The sequence below is a fragment of the Protofrankia sp. Cj3 genome (genome assembly GCF_917627355.1).
Taxonomy (GTDB): domain Bacteria; phylum Actinomycetota; class Actinomycetes; order Frankiales; family Frankiaceae; genus Protofrankia.
Genome location: NZ_CAKJTR010000054.1, coordinates 6,711 through 24,142 on the forward strand (window position 1 = coordinate 6,711; position 17,432 = coordinate 24,142).

Sequence of the window (17,432 nt, forward strand, 5' to 3'; positions counted from 1 at the left end):
GGCGAGGAGCCGCGGTTCCCGCACGATCTCCGCAGCCCTGGCGATGATCTGCGCCGCCGCGGCCGCGCGCAGCGTGCCTGGGCAGCCGAGATGATTGCCCCACGCCGCTCCCCCGTCCGAATGCATGATCAATCCAGAGTCGCCCGGGGTGTGTGTGACGGCCAGCGCCCAGCCAAAGGTCCGCACTCCGTCCGCGTATGCCTGTGCGATGTTCTCGATCTGCTGGTCGGTCAGGGCCTCGGTGTCGAAGCCCTCGGTCTCGATCGAGTCGTAGTCGGCGTTACCGGCAGCCTGCGCCCAGGCCCGGACATCCGAGGGCACGTACTGCTCCCGCTGGCCCGTCCTGCCTACCCACAGCGTCGACGACACCCTGGATACGGGGTTGTCGAACCAGCCCGACAGGCCTCCATAGCCCTGCTGGACATGCAGGACGAGACCAATCGGACGGATCGCGTCGCCGTCGGTGTTACGAACTGGCCGGAAGGTGAATCCGGGAACGAGGTGCGCCACCAGGGCATCTTCCATGTTCCGCCGGACGGGTTTCCAGCTGGCTGTCAGCAATGGATGCCAGCCCGACCAACAACATCGTCAGCGTACGGCATCACTGCTTTGAGAGCGACCGGCAACAGGGGACGCGGCGTCGCGGGCTCGCGACGCCGGTCACTATTGCCCGGCCGTGCCAGCCGCCGCCTCCCGGTCGAGTGCGGCGATGGCCTCGCTGACCGCGAGGATGCGCCGGGCGTTGTTCACATGCAGATTTTCGATCATTCGACCGTTCACGGTGGCGACACCGTGGCCCGAGGCCAACGCCGCCTCCCAGGCCGCGAGGATCTCCTTGGACTCCTCGACCTGAGCCGGCGCAGGCGCGAACACCCGGTTGCAGGGCTCGACCTGCCCCGGGTGGATCAACGTCTTGCCGTCGAAACCCAGCTGCCGCCCCTGCACGCACTCCGCTTCGAACCCGTCGAGGTCACGGATGTCGTTGAAGACCCCGTCCAGGATGGCGACCCCGACGGCGCGAGCCGCAAGCAGACACAGCCCAAGCCCGGGCAGCAGCGGTGCCCGGCCGGGAACGTGCTCAGCGTGCAGCTCGTTGGCAAGATCGTTAGTGCCCATCACCAGAACGGCAAGTCGTTGCGAGGCTCGGGCGATCTCCTCGGCATGCAGCATCGCGACCGGGGTCTCGACCATCGCCCAGATCCTGGTGCGGTCGGGCGCGCCCGCGGCCTCGAGGCTCTTTTCGACGGCGTGCACGTCCTGGGCACAGGAGATCTTCGGGACGACCACGCCGTCCGGGCCGGCGGCCGCCACGGCCCGCAGGTCATCGGTATGCCAGCGGGTGTCCAGCCCGTTCACCCGGATGGTCACCTCGCGCCCGCCGTAGGCCTGATCAGCGACCTTCGCGCAGGCCCGCTCACGGGCGGCCTCCTTGGCGTCCGGCGCGACAGCGTCCTCAAGGTCGAGAATCAGCGCGTCCGCGGGGATGCCGCGGGCCTTCTCCAACGCCCGCTCGTTCGCGGCGGGCATGTACAGAACGGAGCGCCGCGGCCGATACGCGAGCGCCGCGGTGCCGGCCGGGGTGCTGCTCATCGGGCGGCCTGCCCGGCCAGATCGGTGAAGCCGTAGGCCTCGGCCAGATGCGGGTCGCGCGCGGCCAGGGTCCGCGCGAGGTTCAGGACGACCTTGCACTGTTTGACCGAGGCGTCATCCTGCATCTTGCCGTCCACCATGATTGCCCCAGTTCCATCGCCCATTGTATCGATCACATGTCGAGCCCAGGCGACCTCGGCGGGCTCCGGGCTGAAGACCCGCTTCGCGATGTCGATCTGCACCGGATGCAGGCTCCAGGCGCCGACACAGCCGAGCAGGAACGCGTTGCGGAACTGGTCCTCGCAGGCCACGACGTCCTTGATGTCACCGAATGGCCCGTAGTACGGCAGAATCCCGTTGGCGGCGCAGGCGTCCACCATCCGGGCGAGGGTGTAGTGCCACAGGTCCTGCTGATAGGTGGCGCGCGGCGCGTCCGGGTCGGCCGCGGACGGATCCTGCCGGACGAGATACCCCGGATGCCCGCCGCCCACCCTGGTGGTCTTCATCCGCCGGTCCGCGGCGAGGTCGGCGGGCCCGAGCGACAGGCCCTGCATGCGTGGGCTCGCCCCGGCGATCTCCTCGACGTTCGCGACACCGCGGGCGGTCTCCAGGATGGCGTGGACAAGCAGCGGCCGGGTGAGCTCCGCCTTCGCCTCAAGCTGGGCAAGCAGGCGATCGACGTAGTGGATGTCCTCCGGCCCCTCGACCTTGGGCACCATGATGACGTCCAGCTTGTGGCCGATCGCCGGGACGAGCGTCAGCAGGTCGTCGAGGCCCCAGGGCGAGTCCAGGCTGTTCACCCGCGTCCACAGCTGGGTGTCACCGAAGTCCGTGGCCGCGGCGAGCTTCGCCAGCCCCTCCCTGGCCGCGATCTTCGCGTCGGCCCGGACACCGTCCTCGAGATTGCCGAGCACCACGTCCAGGCGGGGCAGGATATCCGGGACCTTCGAGGCCATCTTCGCGTTGCTCGGGTCGAAGAAGTGGATCACGCGGGAAAGCCGCGGTGGGAGCTCCCGCAGCGGCGCCGGCGCGCCCACCGCAAGCGGAGCGAAGAAGTCCTTCGGGTTGCGCATGGGAGCACTCCTGTCGGCGCGTCCGTCCTGTACGGGTTGTGAACCACGCCCCGGACGGAAGATCCTCGTGCTGGTCGCGCGCCAGCCGCGGGGCAAGTATCCAGCCCGGGACGCTCACGGGCATCTGATCGGCGGGAAAAGGAGATGAGCGCCAACCGCGGGCGGCCCACCGCCGGCCTGTGCCCTGCCCCTCGCCCGGTCGCTCAGCTCGGCACCTTCACCGGGATGTTCCAGCCGTCCGCCCGGCGGACCTGCCAGAACAACTACGACGCTGTCCTGGGCGCGCCCGTCGACGCGCCGTCAATACGCGATCAGATCGATGATACAGCCGATTCCGGAAGCCGCCGCCAGTTTGGCGTCACAGGTGATGACCGCGCTGTCGAGCCTTTCGGCGAGCGCGACGTAAGCAGCGTCGTAGGGGGTGACGTTCTCGCGGAGCTGCCACATCCGTTCGAGCAGCGGAGCGATCGGCATGCGGCGGATGGGAAAACCCGCCAAGTGGCGTAACGCCCGGGGGGCCACCGCCTGCAGGCTCGGATTACCGCGAGCCAGGCCACGCAGTGCGGACGTCACCTCCACGTCCAGGTGCGCTGGCGCGAAAAGCGCATGACCGGCGGAAAAACGCGCGACGATACGCGGACGCCGGGGATCTGAAACCGCGTAGAAGGCGACCAGAACCGACGCGTCGATCACTACCAGGCTCACGAGCCGTCCCGGGCCTCGCGCACCGCGGCCACGGCGTCCTCAAGGGTGACGCCCGTTCCCTGGGGGGGTTCATACGACGCGACGTAGTCGGCCAGCCCGACCACGCGGGCCACCTCGGTGAGCCGTTCCACCACGAAGGCGTTCAGCGACTGGTGGCTTGCCGCCGCTGCGTCGGCGAGAGCCGTGTAGATCTCGTCGGGTACGTCACGCAGGTTCATCCGCCTCATGGCGCCATTATGGCACCACTCGTGCCGAGTCGTCGTCGCTATCGCGTGGCCGCCACGGCTACGTGGCTCCATCCCCCGACCGAGACCGCTGAGGGCGCTGAGACCCGCAGCGGGACGTAGACATCCCGCATGGACAGTTCCTTGCCACGGGCGAACGCCGGCCGGAAGGTGGCCTGGTCCGCGAGGACCTTCAACCGGTACGTGCGCAGGGATCGGCGGTGCAGCAGGCGGCTGCCCGAGAAACGCCGCTGGAGACGCCGGCCGAGCGCCTCCACCATCTTCGTGATCCACTCCCTGGCGACAGCGAGCAGGATTCCGCCCAGGAAGGCCGCGACCACAGCTAACCACTCACCCGGCATTCAGCGCCCCCCGCACCTTGAGCCCCACGACCATGAACCATGAACCATGAACCGCGCGCAAAGATCATTAATCGTGAGAGTAACTATATCATTCCCGTCAGCCAATAGATGTCAGCCATCGCGTGGAACGTACGGCTCGGAGGAAGGGCGGCCCAGCTGGGGCCGGCCGAGCCCACCACCAGAGCACCCCTGCTCTGTTGTTGACAATTGAGAGCATGTTGTGCTTAATAAGCGGGCCTCCGCGCCTAGCATCATCCGGGCCAACCATCATCCGGGCTGACGCCCTGGCAAAAGGGGGTACGAAAATGGACTGGCGCCGCCGAGCCTTCTGTCGGGGCACGGATCCCGAGATCTTCTTTCCGACCGGAACGACCGGACTGGCCGCGAGCCAGATCGATACCGCGAAAGCCGTATGCCGGCGATGCGCAGTCACCAGCGAATGCCTGGCGTGGGCTCTTGAAGCCCGTCAGGACAGCGGCGTCTGGGGCGGGCTCAGCGCGGATGAACGGCGCGAGCTCCGGCGCGACACGGTCCACATGCCGGTATAACCGCGGCCCATCCGGCGCACCCGCGATATCGGCCCGCCCGCTCGAAAATCCACGATCTTTCGAGGCCGGTATGACAAGAAAGCATCAAATGATCTTAGAGTGACAGACAACACGGGACGTGGCGTCGCGGGGCTGGGGCACCCGCGCCTCGCGTTGTTGTCGTCGGTCGTCACCCAACATCTCCGGTGGCTCCCCGCGTCGTCTCGCGATACGCGCGCCCCAGTCCCACCCTTTGATCCACATCCTTCTTGCCGGGTGCTCTTACAGACCCCGAGAAATCACATAGATCCGCGCCGGCTCCGGTCCACAACAACCCCGGCCGGTTGAGGATCAGCGGGGCGGGAGCGGGCGGAAATTCGGCGGTCGGCGTTCCACGAAGGCGGCAACCCCCTCGCGGAAGTCGATGCGCCGATCGGTGTCCCGGACCAACGCCTCGGCGTCAAGTTGGGCGTCCGCAAGCGTCCGTCCCCAGTCCGCCGCCAGCTGCGCCTTGACCGCGGCCATCGCCACCGGGGCGCAGTTGGCGACCAGATCGGCGGCATACGCCCGCGCGGCCGCCACGAGCTCCTCCCGCGGAAACACCCGGTCGACCAAACCGAGTGCCAACGCTTCCTCAGCGACCACAACCCGGCTGGAGACAAGCAGGTCCGCCGCCCGCGCAGGTCCGATCATCCGGGTCAGCAGCCAGCTGGCGCCGAACTCGGCCGGCAGCCCCCGGCGGGTGAAGGAGGCGGCGATCTTGATGCCAGCCGCCGCGAACCGAAGGTCGCACGACAGGGCCTGGATCAGACCGATGCCGGCGCAGGCGCCGTTGACGACCGCGATGGTCGGCTTGCGCAACGAACGGGCATGGGTCATGGGACGGGTCCGCCACGCGGGCCTGTCCGCGGCCGGTCCCTGCGACACGTTGTCAAGATGGCCCATATCCATACCGGGGCAGAAGCTGTTGCCAGCCCCGGTGACGAGCACGACCCGGACAGCGGGGTCGTCGTCGCAGGCGTCGAGCAGGTCGAAAAAGGCCCGCTCCATCTCGAGCGTCCAGGCGTTCTTCCGCTCGGGCCGGTGCAGGGTCAGCGTGGCGATGCCACTGTCGACGTCACAGCGCACGAGCTCGGGCGCCGAGATGATTGTCACGAATGTCAGCCTATCCACGTTTCAGTTGGCAACAACAATTTTCAGCCGGCGACGACAGGATCCGCCCACCGCTACGCGGCGGCCATCCGTTCCAGCCGGCAGTGCTCGTTGTGGGCCAGGGTCGCGTTCCAGTAGCCGGCGGCGTCCCGCCACAGTTCAATGACGCCCGCACAACACAGGCAGGAATAATCCATCGCCGCCTCCACAAGCAGTTCCGGCGGCACCGTGTCGCTATCGACCTGTACCTTCACCACACACCTCCGTGCTAACTCGACAACTTGAGGTGACTCGACGGGCCTCGGCTGCCCGGCAATCGCGCACTGCATTTCCGTGTTTCCATGTTTCCGTGTTTCCACGTTTCCGCGCCTGTCAACGACTGCCGGTGGTCCCACCTTTCCCGGCCCGGCCAGCGGCTGCTGGCTCCTTGGGCAGCCCGAGAACGGTTTCACCGAGAATGTTGCGCTGGACCTGGGAGGAGCCCGCGTAGATGGTGCCCGCCACCGCGTTGTACAGGGTGCCGAGCCAGGACGCGGTGGAATTCGGGGAGCCCGGGTCATCGGTGCGGTAAGCCCGCGGCGGCCGACGCCCCTCGGCAACCATGGCCGCCGCGCCGAACACGTCCAGACTCAGGTCAGTGACCTTCTTGTGGTATTCGCTCCAGTACAGCTTGCTGATCGATGACTCGGGGCCGGGGGGCCTGCCCCGCAGGTAACCCGTGAGGACGCGGTAGCCGAGGAAACGCATGACCTCCACGCGGGCATAGCAGTCCGCGAGCCGCTGCCGCACGAGCGGATCGGTGTCGAGCCCTCGTTCACGGACCAGGTCGCGCAGCCGGTCGAGCTCGTTGCGGAACAGCACCGGGTTCGTCGCGGCTTCCTCACCACGCTCGTAGCCCAGCAGGGTCATCGCGACCTGCCAACCGGCGTTGACCTTCCCCACCACGTTGTCCGCGGCTGTGCGCGCCCCGGTGAAGAAGACCTCGTTGAACTCGCTGTCGCCGTTCATCGCCGGGATCGGTCGCACCTCGATCCCCGGCTGCCGCAGGGGGACCAGCAGGAAGGAGATACCGCGATGCAGTGGCGCGGCCGGATCGGTGCGGGCCAGCACAAAGATCCAGTCTGCTTCGTGCGCCATCGACGTCCAGATTTTCTGGCCGTCGAGAACCCATTCGTCGCCGTCGAGGAAGGCTCGGGTACGCAGGGACGCAAGGTCCGAGCCCGCGCCCGGCTCCGAATAGCCCTGGCACCACTTCTCCTCGCCCGACAGGATCTTCGGGAGAAACCTGTGCTTCTGCTCTTCAGTGCCGGCCCGCAGCAACGTGTTGCCGACCATCTTGACACTGAACGTGTCGTTACGGATACCCCACGGCGCGCCAGCCTGGGCGAGCTCCTCCATGAGGACCACCTGTTCGATCTTGGTCAGCCCGCCGCCGCCGTATTCCGCGGGCCAGGAGACGCCGAGCAGCCCCGCCTGAAACAGCCGATCCCGCCAGTCACGAGTGAAAGCCTCGGCCTCGTCGGCGGCAAGACTGCCGATCCCCCGCCAGCCCTCGGGGAGGTTCGTCGCCAGAAACGCGCGGACGCGGCCCCGGAACTCCTCCGCCTCGGGCGGATACCCGAACTCCATCGCACCCCACTCCGTCGACGGGTCTGGGACCCGCCACCAGCCCCCGCAACATCGTCTATATGTTCTAACTAGATCGTGTGTGCGCGCAAGCCATCCGGACTGGGACGGCCAAGAGGCTCCGGCAACAGGGACGTGGATCAAGGAGCGGGGTTGGGTGCGTGCCCCAGCGCCACGACGCCGTGCCCCTGCTGCCGGTCGCTCACAACAGGCCCGCGGGCGACGGGAGCCGATGCCCGCGCCAGCAAAAGATCATCTTTATGTCATCAATCATTTTTCTCATAAAACTATTTTTGATCAACTCGTCGGAGGCCAGGACATCCCGTCACGATCAGCTCGACATCATCATCATAACGTAGTATAAGTTCAAAAATATATAGGATGAGAGGTGTGATCGTGACGCACCCGGCTGCTGACAGCGGCGGAGTCACCCTGACGTCCGCGCTGCGACCCCTGCTCGAGCTGGCGAGCGTCCAGGCGGACGTCTTCCGAGGACGTAGCCGCGAGAACGAGCCCACCAGGACCTTCGGAGGGCTTTTCGCCGCACAGGCGCTGGCGGCCGCGGGCCGCACGGTCACCGACGACCGGCGGGCCCACAGCCTGCACGTTGTCTTCCTGCGTCCGGGCACGGTCGGCTCGGCCACCGAGTACAGCGTCGAGAGGCTCCGCGACGGCCGCGGATTCAGCTCCCGCCGCGTGGTCGCCACCCAGGACAGCGGAGAGATCCTGCAGGCCTCGGTGTCATTCCATGTGGGCGAGGACGGCTACGAGCACACGCCACGGCCACCGGCGGTTCCCGGCCCTGATGAGCTCCCGCCGGCAAAGTCGTGGTTCACCGCGGCCGGTGACGAACTCGACGGCTGGTACAACATCTACCTCGGCAGCCATCCGGTGGACTTCCGCTTCGTGGGTGAGCCTCCGCCGCTGGCGGCCCGCCGCGGCCAGCCATCCACCGGGCTGCGGGTCTGGATCCGTGCCAGCGACCCACTCGGTGACGACCCGGTGGTGCATGCGAGCGCCATGACCTACGCCTCCGACCTGTTCCTGCTCGCGTCGGCGCTGCTCCCGCACGGCCAGGTGTTCGGCACCGGATCCGTCGTCGGCGCCAGCCTCGACCACAGCGTGTGGTTCCACCGCCCCTTCCGGGCCGATGAATGGCTGCTTTTTGACAAGGGCAGCCTCTGGGCGGGCTCCGGGCGGGGGCTGACGAAGGGCTCCGTGTTCGACCGCTCCGGGCAACTCGTGGCGTCCGTCATCCAGGAGGGGCTCCTGCGCCTCACGCCCGCGACAGCACCACACCAGCACCGGTAGACGGCGCCGGCAGGCGCGGCGGCGCGGCGGCACGGACCCGCCGTTGTCCAGATTGGCACACGTGCGTTAATTTACGGGATGCCGGTGGGAGGAGCCCGATGAGCACACCAAAGATCATTTCTGTTGACGACCACGTCCTTGAACCGGGTGACCTGTGGCAGCGCTATCTGCCCGAACGATTCCGGGATGACGGCCCCCGTCTGGTGCGGCTCAAGGGACGCTTCGGGAGCCACGCCCGCAGCAGGTGGCGGGAGGACGAGGACGGCCAGTGGGCGGACGTCTGGGTGTTCGGGGACGTCAAAATGGAGATCCTCCCGGGCTTCGCGGCAGCGGGAAAGGACCAGGACTACCTCGGCGAGCACTGGGAGGCCATGACCTACGAGGACATGCGGCCGGGCTGTTACGACCGGACGGCGCGGCTGGCCGACATGGATGCCAACCACACCGAGGCAGGCCTGAGCTTCCCGACGTTTCCGCGGTTCTGCGGACAGACGTTCCACGAGTGTGCCGACCGTGACCTGGGCCTGGCATGCGTACAGGCCTACAACGACTGGATGATCGACGAGTGGTGCGCCGACGAGGCGTACGGCCGGCTGATCCCGTTGACCCTGATCCCGCTGTGGGACCCGGAGCTCGCGGCGGCGGAGATCCGCCGCTGCGCGGCCAAGGGGTCACACGCGGTCTGCTTCTCGGAGAACCCGGCCAAGCTGAAGCTGCCGAGCATCCACACCGACCACTGGGATCCGTTGTTCGCCGCGTGTGAGGATACCGACACCGTCCTCAACCTGCACATCGGCTCGTCCTCCACGTTCCCGATGACCTCGGTCGACGCGCCGCGGGCCGTGTCGCTCGCCCTGACCTACCAAGGTGCCGCCCACGCGTTCGCGGACTGGCTCACCAGCGGCGTGCTGGAGCGTTTCCAGGAGCTGCGCGTAGCGCTCAGTGAAGGCCAGATCGGCTGGATGCCGTTCATCCTGGAACGGCTCGACAGCATCTGGGAACAGCGCCCGGTCTACGGCAACCTGAATGGCCGGCTGTCGTGCCCCCCGAGCAGCTACGTCCGCGACCGGATCTACGGGTGCGTGTTCGACGACGCCATCGGTCTCACCCTGCGCCACCGTATCGGCATGAAACAGATCATGTTCGAGACCGACTACCCGCACGGCGACTCGACGTGGCCGAACTCGAAGGTGGTTTTTGAAAAGATCGTCGCAGCGGCGGATCTCAACGCGGACGAGGCGTACCTGCTGGCCCGCGGCAACGCCATCCGCTGCTACCGCCTCGGCCGGTACGGGATCACCGAGTAGGGGCAATCTCTCCATGGCTGTCTCCGGCGGCGCGCGACAGATCCCCGCGCCGCCCCTGGCGAGCCCACCCATCACCGCTGCCTAACCGCCAACCGCCTAACCGCCAACCGCCAACCGCCTAACCGCACCACGCTTCACCAGGAGGAACCGTGCACGACATCGTCATACGCGGGGGCCAGGTCGTCGACGGCACCGGAGCCCCCCGCCAGCGGGCGGACATCGCGATCGACGGTGGGCGCGTCGTCGCGATCGGTGCCGTGCCGGACGCCGGACGCCGGACGATCGACGCCGACGGGCTCATCGTGAGCCCCGGGTTCGTCGACATCCACACCCATCTCGACGTGCAGGGCTTCTGGGACCCCACGCTCTCGCCGTCACCCCTGCACGGGGTCACCACCGTCCTGGGCGGTAACTGTGGGTTCACCGTCGCCCCGCTCGACGACACAGCGGGTGACTATCTCATGCGGATGCTGTCCCGGGTGGAGGGCATGCCGCTGGAGTCGCTACAGGTCGGCGTGCCGTGGGACTGGCGCAGCACCGCGGAGTTCCTCGACCGGCTCGACGGGACGCTCGCCGTCAACGCCGGTTTCATGGTCGGGCATTCGGCCATCCGCCGGGTGGCCATGGGGCCGGCGGCCACCGAACGGCCGGCGACCGACGACGAGCTCGAGACAATGAAGCGGCTGTTGCGGGCAGGCATCGCCGCCGGCGGTCTCGGCTTCTCCTCCACTTGGTCGCAGAGCCACAGCGACGCCGACGGGCGACCGGTCCCGTCCCGCGCCGCCCCCGCGGAGGAACTGTTCGCCCTGGCCGCGGTGGCCGGTGAGTTCGAGGGCACCTCGCTGGAGTTCCTCCCTGTCCTTCCCCAGCGGGGCGGTTTCAGCCAGGAGATCACCGACGTCATGGTCGGGATGTCGGTGGCCGCCCGCCGGCCGCTGAACTGGAACATCCTCACCGTCACCGCGAAGACCCTGCCCGACGCCCTCGCCAGGCTCGAAGTCGGCGACATCGCGCGGGCGCGCGGCGGGAAGGTCATCGCCCTGACGATGCCGGACACCCCACCGGCCCGGTTCTCCTTCCGCGCCGGCTTCGTCCTCGACATGGTGCCGGGGCTGCACGACTTCCTCTTCCTGCCGCTGGACGAGCGCCTGGCGATCCTGCGTGATCCCGACCGCCGGCGTGAGCTGCGCCGCGCCGCCGAGGAACCCTCCGCCTTCAGCCACCTCGTCGACTGGGGCTCCCGGCACATCATCGAGACGTTCAGCCCGCAGACCAAGCCGTATGCCGGACGGATCGTCGGCGACATCGCCGCTGAGGAGGGCCGCGACCCGTTCGACGTCCTGATGGACATCGTCGTCGCCGACGACCTGAAGACGACGTTCAGCAACCCCTCCCGGGAGGCACAGCCGGAGGACTGGCAGGCTCGGGCCCAGATCTGGCGCGACCCCCGGGCCGTCGTCGGCGCGTCCGACGCCGGGGCACACCTGGACATGGTGGAGTTCTTCGGCTATTCGACGATGCTGCTGCAACACGGGGTCCGCGAACAGCAGGTCGTGACCCTCGAGGAGGCCGTCCGCCTCATCACCGACGTCCCGGCGCGCCTGTACGGCCTGCGCGGCCGCGGGCGCCTCCAGGCCGGCGGCGCCGCCGATATCGCCATCTTCGATGAGACGCGCATCGCCCGCCAGCCCACCGAGACGCGTTTCGACCTGCCCGCCGGCGCGGGCCGTCTCTACGGCGAGGCCGACGGTGTCCGGCACGTCCTGGTCAACGGCATCGAGATCGCCCACGACGGCGCGTTCACCGGGGACTTCCCCGGGACGATCCTGCGCTCCGGCCGGGACACCGAGACCCCGTCCCTCGACTGATGGCCCGGCAGCGGCGACGCCCCGGAAAACGGCGATGCTCCGGAGGACAAAGTGCCCGGTAACGAGAAGGGTATGACGATGAAGACTCGTGCCGCGGTTCTGCACGGCAGAGGCCAGCCCTGGTCCGTGGAGGAGCTCTCGCTCGACGCTCCCAGAGCCGGCGAAGTTCTCGTGGAGACCATGTTCGCCGGGTTATGCCATTCCGACGATCACCTCGGCAAGGGCGCGGGCTTCCACTTCCCGCTGGTGGGCGGCCACGAAGGCGGTGGCGTGGTGCGGGCGGTCGGCGCCGGGGTCACCCGGCTGCGGCCGGGTGACAAGGTCGTCACCTCGTTTCTTCCCGTGTGCGGCCACTGCCGCTGGTGCACATCCGGTCACTCCTACCTGTGCGACGCTGGTGCCACCACCCTCACCGGGGCTTTTGCCGACGGTAGTTACCGGTTCGCGCTGGGTACGACCGGCATCGGCGCCTTCTGCACGCTGGGGACCTTCTCCGAGCACTTCGTCGCGCACGAGTACTCGCTCGTGAAAGTGCCGGACGACACCCCGCTGGATGTGGCCTCCCTCGTCGGCTGCGGGGTGCCCACCGGCTGGGGCTCGGCGGTCAACGCCGCGAACGTCCGCCCAGGTGACGTCGTGGTCGTCTACGGCATCGGCGGCATCGGAGCCGCCGCGGTCCAGGGTGCGCTGCTGGCCGGCGCCGCGACGGTCGTGACGGTGGATCCGGTGCCCTTCAAGAACGAGTTCGCCAAACAACTCGGTGCGCACGCCGGCTTCACCGAGCATTCCGAGGCCTTCGACCACGTTCACAATCTCACCCGAGGCGTCCTGGCCGACAGCGTGATCCAATGCGTGGGCGTGGCCACCCCGGAGGTCATCCACCAGTGCTACGAGATGACCCGCAAGGGCGGCACCCTCGTCCTCACCGGCATAGCTGACCGCTACGAGGAAATCACGGTCAAACTGCCCGGAGGGATGCTCACGTCGTTCGCGAAGAAGGTCGTCGGCTGCCTGTTCGGCTTCTGCAACCCGCACCAGGACATCCCGATGCTCCTGGAGCTCTATCGCAACGGCCAGCTGAAACTCGATGAGATGGTCACCCGCCGCTATTCGCTGGACGAGGTCAATGAGGGATACCAGGACATGACCGACGGGCGGAACATCCGCGGTGTGATCGAGCTGGGCCGCTGATGCGGCCCAGCAGCCAGGACGCGTTCTTCATCGGTGGAGAATTCCGCCCGGCCACCGGTGACCGGCGTTTCACGGTCGTCAGCCCCGCCACCGAAGATGTCGTCGGCAGCGCGCCGTGCGGCGAGCCCGCCGATGTCGACGCGGCTGTCGCCGCGGCCCGGGAGGCCTTCGACACCGGCCCGTGGCCCCGGATGACGATCGGGGAGCGGGCCGCTCACCTCACCGGGTTCGCGAACGAACTCGCGGCGCGCCGCAAGGAGATAGGCGAGCTCGTCCTCGACGAAATCGGCCTGCCACGGCGGGCGGCCCAGGCCGAACCCGTCGGCATGATCGCCCTGCTGCGCTACCATGCCGGTCTGGCCGAGCAGATGACCATGAGTGAACGCCGGACGGGCCTGTTCGGCGCCTCGGCGGACGTCACCCGGGAGCCCGTCGGTGTCGTGGCGGCAATCCCCGCCTGGAACAGCCCGCTGGTGCTGGCCGCCAACAAGTTCGCCCCGGCCATGCTCGCCGGCTGCACGGTCGTCTGCAAACCCGCGCCGGAGACCTGCCTCGACACCTATCCGGTGGCCGAGGCCGCCCGCGCCGCCGGGATCCCCGCCGGTGTGCTGAACCTGGTGGCGAGCGACGGCGTCGGCGGTGACCACCTCGCCCGGCACCCAGGAGTCGACAAGATCGCTTTCACCGGCAGCACCGCGACCGGTCGCGCGGTCGCCGCTGCCGCCGCGAGCCATCTGGCCCGGGTCAGTCTCGAACTGGGCGGCAAGTCCGCTGGCATCGTGTGCGACGACGCTCCACTCGACGCGGTCGCGGCCGCGGTCGTCGCGGCGGTCACTCTTGTCAACGGGCAGGCCTGTATCGCGCTCAGCCGCGTCCTCGTCAGCGAGCGGCGGCACGACGAACTGATCGACGCGCTGCGGACCGCCTTCGAGGCGCTGGTCGTCGGCGATCCCCGCGATCCCGCCACCACGGTTGGCCCGCTGGTCAGCCAGCGGCACCGGGACCGGGTTCTGGGCTACATAACGGACGCCGAGAAGGACGGCGGACGGGTGGTCACCGGCGGCGGCCCGCCGCCGCACACCACGCGGGGCTGGTACCTCGCGCCCACGCTCGTCACCGCTGTGTCGCCGGCGTCGCGGATCGCCCAGGAGGAGATCTTCGGTCCGGTCCTCACCGTGCTGACCTACCGTGACCTCGACGATGCCGTTGCCATCGCCAACGGCACCCCGTTCGGGCTGTCCGGTGCCGTCTTCTCCCAGGACCTCGACCAGGCCCGCCAGCTCGCCGGCCGCATCCGCAGCGGCAGCGTTGCGATCAACAAGGGGGCCGCGATCGACTTCGCGCTGCCCTTCGGCGGGTTCGGCTCGTCCGGCTACGGGCGCGAGTACGGCCCGGAGGGCGTGGCCGAGTACCTCGAACACAAGACGATCTTTCTTGACACACCCTGAGGCCCCAGCGAGGAGCCAGCACCCGATGGTCGGCCGTGGTGTCCCGAGGGGGTACCACGGCCGACCACGGCCGGTCCGATGACGCGCTCCCGGGCGTGCCCGGCAGGGGTCAGATCCGCTCCACGATCGTCGCCGTGCCCATGCCGCCGCCGGTGCACATCGTCACCAGGCCGATGGTGCGGTCACGCCGCTCAAGCTCGTCCAGCACGGTCTGGATGAGCATCGGGCCAGACGCTCCGATCGGATGGCCCAGCGCGATCGCCCCACCGTTGACGTTGACCCGCTCCGGGTCGAGATCAAGATCGCGGATGGTCTTCAACGGGACCGCGGCGAAGGCTTCGTTGATCTCCCAGAGATCGATGTCGGCCACGGTCATGCCCGCCTTGGCCAGGCAACGCAGGCTGGCCGGACCGGGGGCGGTCAACATGATCACAGGATCGGCGCCCGCCACCGCGGTCATCCGGACGCGCGCTCGCGGGGTCAGCCCGTGGGCGCGGGCGTAGTCGGGCGAGGCAAGCACGATCGCCGACGCGCCGTCGACGACGCCGCTGGAGTTGCCCGCGTGGTGGACGTGGCGGATCTCGCCAGCCTGGGGATAGACCTCGCGGCACATGTCGTCGAAGGACCGGTCGAAGCCCGGCTGCACCTGGGTCGCCAGCTGCTCGAACGACGCCGGCAGCTTCGCGAGCGTGGCCACCGTCGTATCGGGGCGGGGGAACTCATCACGGTCGAGGGCGAGCGTGCCGTCGAGATGCCTGATCGGCACGACCGAGCCGTCGAACCGGCCCTCGGCCACGGCCTTGGCGCACCGCTCCTGGCTTAGGGCTGCGAAGGTGTCCACGTCCTCGCGGGTGAAGCCCTCCAGCGTCGCGATGAGGTCGGCGCTGACGCCCTGCGGGACCATCGGGTAGAGCTCCCGCAGATGGGCGTTGCCGGCGTCGAGCGTCACCACGCCCTCGGCCACCGGCCAGCGTGACATCGACTCGACGCCGCAGCCGACAACGAGATCCTGGTGACCGGACAGGATGCCCATCGCCGCCCAGCTGACCGCCTGCTGGCCGGATCCGCAGTACCGGTTGAGGCTCGAGCCGGGTGTCTCGACCGGCCAGCCGGCCGCCAGCAACGCGAGCCGACCGATGTCGGCGCCATGTTCCCCGGTCTGCATCCCGTTGCCGGCGACCACGTCCTCGACCTCGAGCGGGTCGAAGCCGACGCGGTCACGCAGGGCGTTGAGAACCTGCGCCAGCACCTCCTGCGGGTGCAGCGGGTGCAGCGATCCGGTCACCTTGCCCCGGCCACGTGGTGACCGTACTCCATCGATGATCCACGCCTCGCGCACAGCAAGCCTCCGATAATATTGGAATATTTATATAAACGATGCCATGAGCGACACCGAGGTGCGACAGTCCAGCCGGGCGCTCACCCGCCGCCACCACGAGCGCCCCGGACCCCGTTGACCTCGTCAGCCTCGTCGCCACAGGCCTCGACGTGCGACACTTAATCAGTAAGCGTATTAATCGATTCGTCGAGTAGTGTGCTTCGGAACCAGCCGTCCCGACCAGCCGTCATCGACGAGACGACCACAGCTGATCCCCCTGCCGCGGGCCGCGGCGCGACAACGCTGGAGTCACGTGTGAGCGACCGATACGACGACTTCCCGACGCTGCGTTTCGAGCGACCCGCGCTCGGCGTTCTGCGCATCGTGCTCGACGCACCCAATCTCAACGCGGTCAGCCCCCGCATGCACCGCGACCTCGCCGAGGTCTGGCCGGTCATCGACCGCGACCCTGAGACCCGTGTCGTGCTCGTCCAGGGCGAGGGCAAGGGGTTCTCCGCCGGCGGCACCTTCGACCTGCTCCAGGAGATGGCCGACAGCCCCGGGGTCCGCACCAGGGTCCTGCACGAGGCGCGCGCCATGGTCCTCGGCGTGCTCAACCTGTCCAAGCCAGTGGTCTCGGCCATGCACGGCCCGGCCGTCGGCGCGGGTCTCGCCGTCGGCATGATGGCCGACATCTCGGTGGTCGGGCGCCACGCGACCATCGTCGACGGCCACACCCGCCTCGGTGTCGCGGCCGGCGACCACGCCGTGCTGTGCTGGCCGCTGCTGTGCGGGATGGCCAAGGCCAAGTACTACCTGCTCACCTGCGAACGCCTCACCGGCGAGGAGGCCGAGCGCATCGGGCTGGTCTCGCTGGCGGTGGACGACGACCAGGTCCACGCCCGCGGTCTCGAGGTGGCGACGTCACTCGCGACCGGCTCGTCCGACGCGCTGCGCGCGACCAAGTCCTCCCTCAACCACTGGTACCAGCTGCAGCTGCCCGCGTTCGAAGCCTCGCTCGCGCACGAGTTCTACGGCTTTGCGAGCCCGTCCGCGCAGGAGGGGATCGCCGCCATCCGGGAGAAACGCCGGCCGGACTTCATCGCCGTCGAGGCGCGGCACCGCGCCGACATCTGACCGACCGCCGGCCGTCCGACCAGGAGCTCAGCCATGACCAACAGCACGACGACCGACAGCACAACGACCGGCAGCACGACGGCCGGGAGCGAAGCCCCCGCGTCGAAGAGCGGCGATGTGCCACTGCTGGCGCCCGGAATGACCTGGGAGGAGATGCTCCCGGGAACGGCGTTTCGCACCTCGGCCCGGACCATCACCGAATCCGACCTCATGACATTCATCCAATGGGCCGGCTTCAACGAACCGCTGTTCGTCGATGCCACCCACGCCGCGGCCGGGGGGTACACCGGCCGGCTGGTACCGGGGGCCTTCGTGTACTGCATCGCGGAGGGCCTGGTGCTCCAGACCAACGCGCTGCATGGCACGGGCCTGGCGTTCCTGTCGATGGACCTGACGGTCAAGGGCCCCACCTACGTCGGCGACACGCTGCACGCGATCGTCGAGACCCTGTCGGCTCGCCCGACCAGCAAGCCCGGACGCGGCATCGTGGCCAGCCGTGTAACGGTACGCAACCAACACGGCAAGGACGTCATGGTCTTCACGCCGACCCGCATGATCCGCGGACGCGACTTCGTCGAGACCGACGGCGCCGG

The 17,432-nt window shown here is 68.5% G+C and carries 18 protein-coding genes; 8 read left to right on the plus strand and 10 right to left on the minus strand.

Annotated elements, in window-relative coordinates; genetic code table 11:
- The 6 genes from MJ783_RS09790 to MJ783_RS09815 form a co-directional block, all read right to left on the minus strand.
- Positions 1-510 (minus strand): N-acetylmuramoyl-L-alanine amidase (locus MJ783_RS09790; RefSeq protein ID WP_239310066.1); only part of this gene is annotated, 510 nt, incomplete at its 3' end.
- 153 nt (positions 511-663) lie between these two features.
- Positions 664-1,590 carry a CoA ester lyase gene (locus MJ783_RS09795; protein WP_239310067.1) on the minus strand — a complete coding sequence of 309 codons (927 nt, stop codon included), beginning with the start codon at positions 1,588-1,590 and terminating at the stop codon, positions 664-666.
- Positions 1,587-2,663 (minus strand): CoA ester lyase, encoded by a 1,077-nt coding sequence (locus MJ783_RS09800; protein ID WP_239310068.1) that lies wholly within the window; start codon positions 2,661-2,663, stop codon positions 1,587-1,589. Before MJ783_RS09800 ends, MJ783_RS09795 begins: the two co-directional genes overlap by 4 nt.
- Positions 2,664-2,963: 300 nt before the next feature.
- Positions 2,964-3,368, minus strand: a complete 405-nt coding sequence (locus MJ783_RS09805; RefSeq protein ID WP_239310069.1) for a type II toxin-antitoxin system VapC family toxin — start codon at positions 3,366-3,368, stop codon at positions 2,964-2,966.
- Entirely contained in the window at positions 3,365-3,595 is a 231-nt protein-coding gene (locus MJ783_RS09810; protein ID WP_239310070.1) for a DUF1778 domain-containing protein, read from the minus strand. Before MJ783_RS09810 ends, MJ783_RS09805 begins: the two co-directional genes overlap by 4 nt.
- 38 nt (positions 3,596-3,633) lie before the next feature.
- Entirely contained in the window at positions 3,634-3,954 is a 321-nt protein-coding gene (locus MJ783_RS09815; protein WP_239310071.1) for a hypothetical protein, read from the minus strand.
- 305 nt (positions 3,955-4,259) lie between these two features.
- Between MJ783_RS09815 and MJ783_RS09820 the strand changes: the two genes are divergently transcribed.
- Positions 4,260-4,502: a WhiB family transcriptional regulator gene (locus tag MJ783_RS09820; protein WP_239310072.1), complete on the plus strand. Its 243-nt coding sequence runs from the start codon at positions 4,260-4,262 to the stop codon at positions 4,500-4,502.
- Positions 4,503-4,832: 330 nt separating this feature from the next.
- Here the strand turns inward: MJ783_RS09820 and MJ783_RS09825 are convergent, their stop codons facing one another.
- From MJ783_RS09825 to MJ783_RS09835, 3 genes are all read right to left on the minus strand, one after another.
- Positions 4,833-5,636, minus strand: coding sequence for an enoyl-CoA hydratase-related protein (locus MJ783_RS09825; protein ID WP_239310073.1), 804 nt, complete (start codon positions 5,634-5,636; stop codon positions 4,833-4,835).
- A gap of 71 nt (positions 5,637-5,707) precedes the next feature.
- A complete protein-coding gene (locus MJ783_RS09830; RefSeq protein WP_239310074.1) occupies positions 5,708-5,887 on the minus strand; it encodes a hypothetical protein in 180 nt (59 codons plus the stop codon).
- 118 nt (positions 5,888-6,005) lie between these two features.
- Positions 6,006-7,262 (minus strand): acyl-CoA dehydrogenase family protein, encoded by a 1,257-nt coding sequence (locus tag MJ783_RS09835; protein WP_239310075.1) that lies wholly within the window; start codon positions 7,260-7,262, stop codon positions 6,006-6,008.
- Between the two features lie 387 nt (positions 7,263-7,649).
- On the opposite strand from MJ783_RS09835, the gene MJ783_RS09840 reads away from it, so the two are divergent.
- From MJ783_RS09840 to MJ783_RS09860, 5 genes are all read left to right on the plus strand, one after another.
- Positions 7,650-8,570 carry an acyl-CoA thioesterase II gene (locus tag MJ783_RS09840; protein ID WP_239310076.1) on the plus strand — a complete coding sequence of 307 codons (921 nt, stop codon included), beginning with the start codon at positions 7,650-7,652 and terminating at the stop codon, positions 8,568-8,570.
- 98 nt (positions 8,571-8,668) lie between these two features.
- Positions 8,669-9,877, plus strand: coding sequence for an amidohydrolase family protein (locus MJ783_RS09845; RefSeq protein ID WP_239310077.1), 1,209 nt, complete (start codon positions 8,669-8,671; stop codon positions 9,875-9,877).
- 149 nt (positions 9,878-10,026) lie between these two features.
- On the plus strand, positions 10,027-11,745 hold the full coding sequence (locus MJ783_RS09850; protein WP_239310078.1) for an amidohydrolase family protein: 1,719 nt from the start codon (positions 10,027-10,029) through the stop codon (positions 11,743-11,745).
- Positions 11,746-11,817: 72 nt separating this feature from the next.
- Entirely contained in the window at positions 11,818-12,936 is a 1,119-nt protein-coding gene (locus MJ783_RS09855; RefSeq protein ID WP_308127829.1) for an NDMA-dependent alcohol dehydrogenase, read from the plus strand.
- A complete protein-coding gene (locus MJ783_RS09860) occupies positions 12,936-14,384 on the plus strand; it encodes an aldehyde dehydrogenase family protein (RefSeq protein WP_239310079.1) in 1,449 nt (482 codons plus the stop codon). Before MJ783_RS09855 ends, MJ783_RS09860 begins: the two co-directional genes overlap by 1 nt.
- A 109-nt stretch (positions 14,385-14,493) precedes the next feature.
- Here MJ783_RS09860 and MJ783_RS09865 read toward each other — a convergent pair whose 3' ends face one another.
- Positions 14,494-15,723, minus strand: a complete 1,230-nt coding sequence (locus tag MJ783_RS09865) for an acetyl-CoA C-acetyltransferase (protein ID WP_239310080.1) — start codon at positions 15,721-15,723, stop codon at positions 14,494-14,496.
- Positions 15,724-16,017: 294 nt separating this feature from the next.
- Here MJ783_RS09865 and MJ783_RS09870 point away from each other — a divergent pair, with 294 nt between their 5' ends.
- The gene (locus MJ783_RS09870) at positions 16,018-16,839 is read left to right on the plus strand and encodes an enoyl-CoA hydratase/isomerase family protein (RefSeq protein WP_239310081.1); all 822 of its coding nucleotides are present in this window, start codon (positions 16,018-16,020) and stop codon (positions 16,837-16,839) included.
- A gap of 138 nt (positions 16,840-16,977) precedes the next feature.
- Positions 16,978-17,432 (plus strand): MaoC family dehydratase (locus MJ783_RS09875; RefSeq protein ID WP_370651587.1); only part of this gene is annotated, 455 nt, incomplete at its 3' end.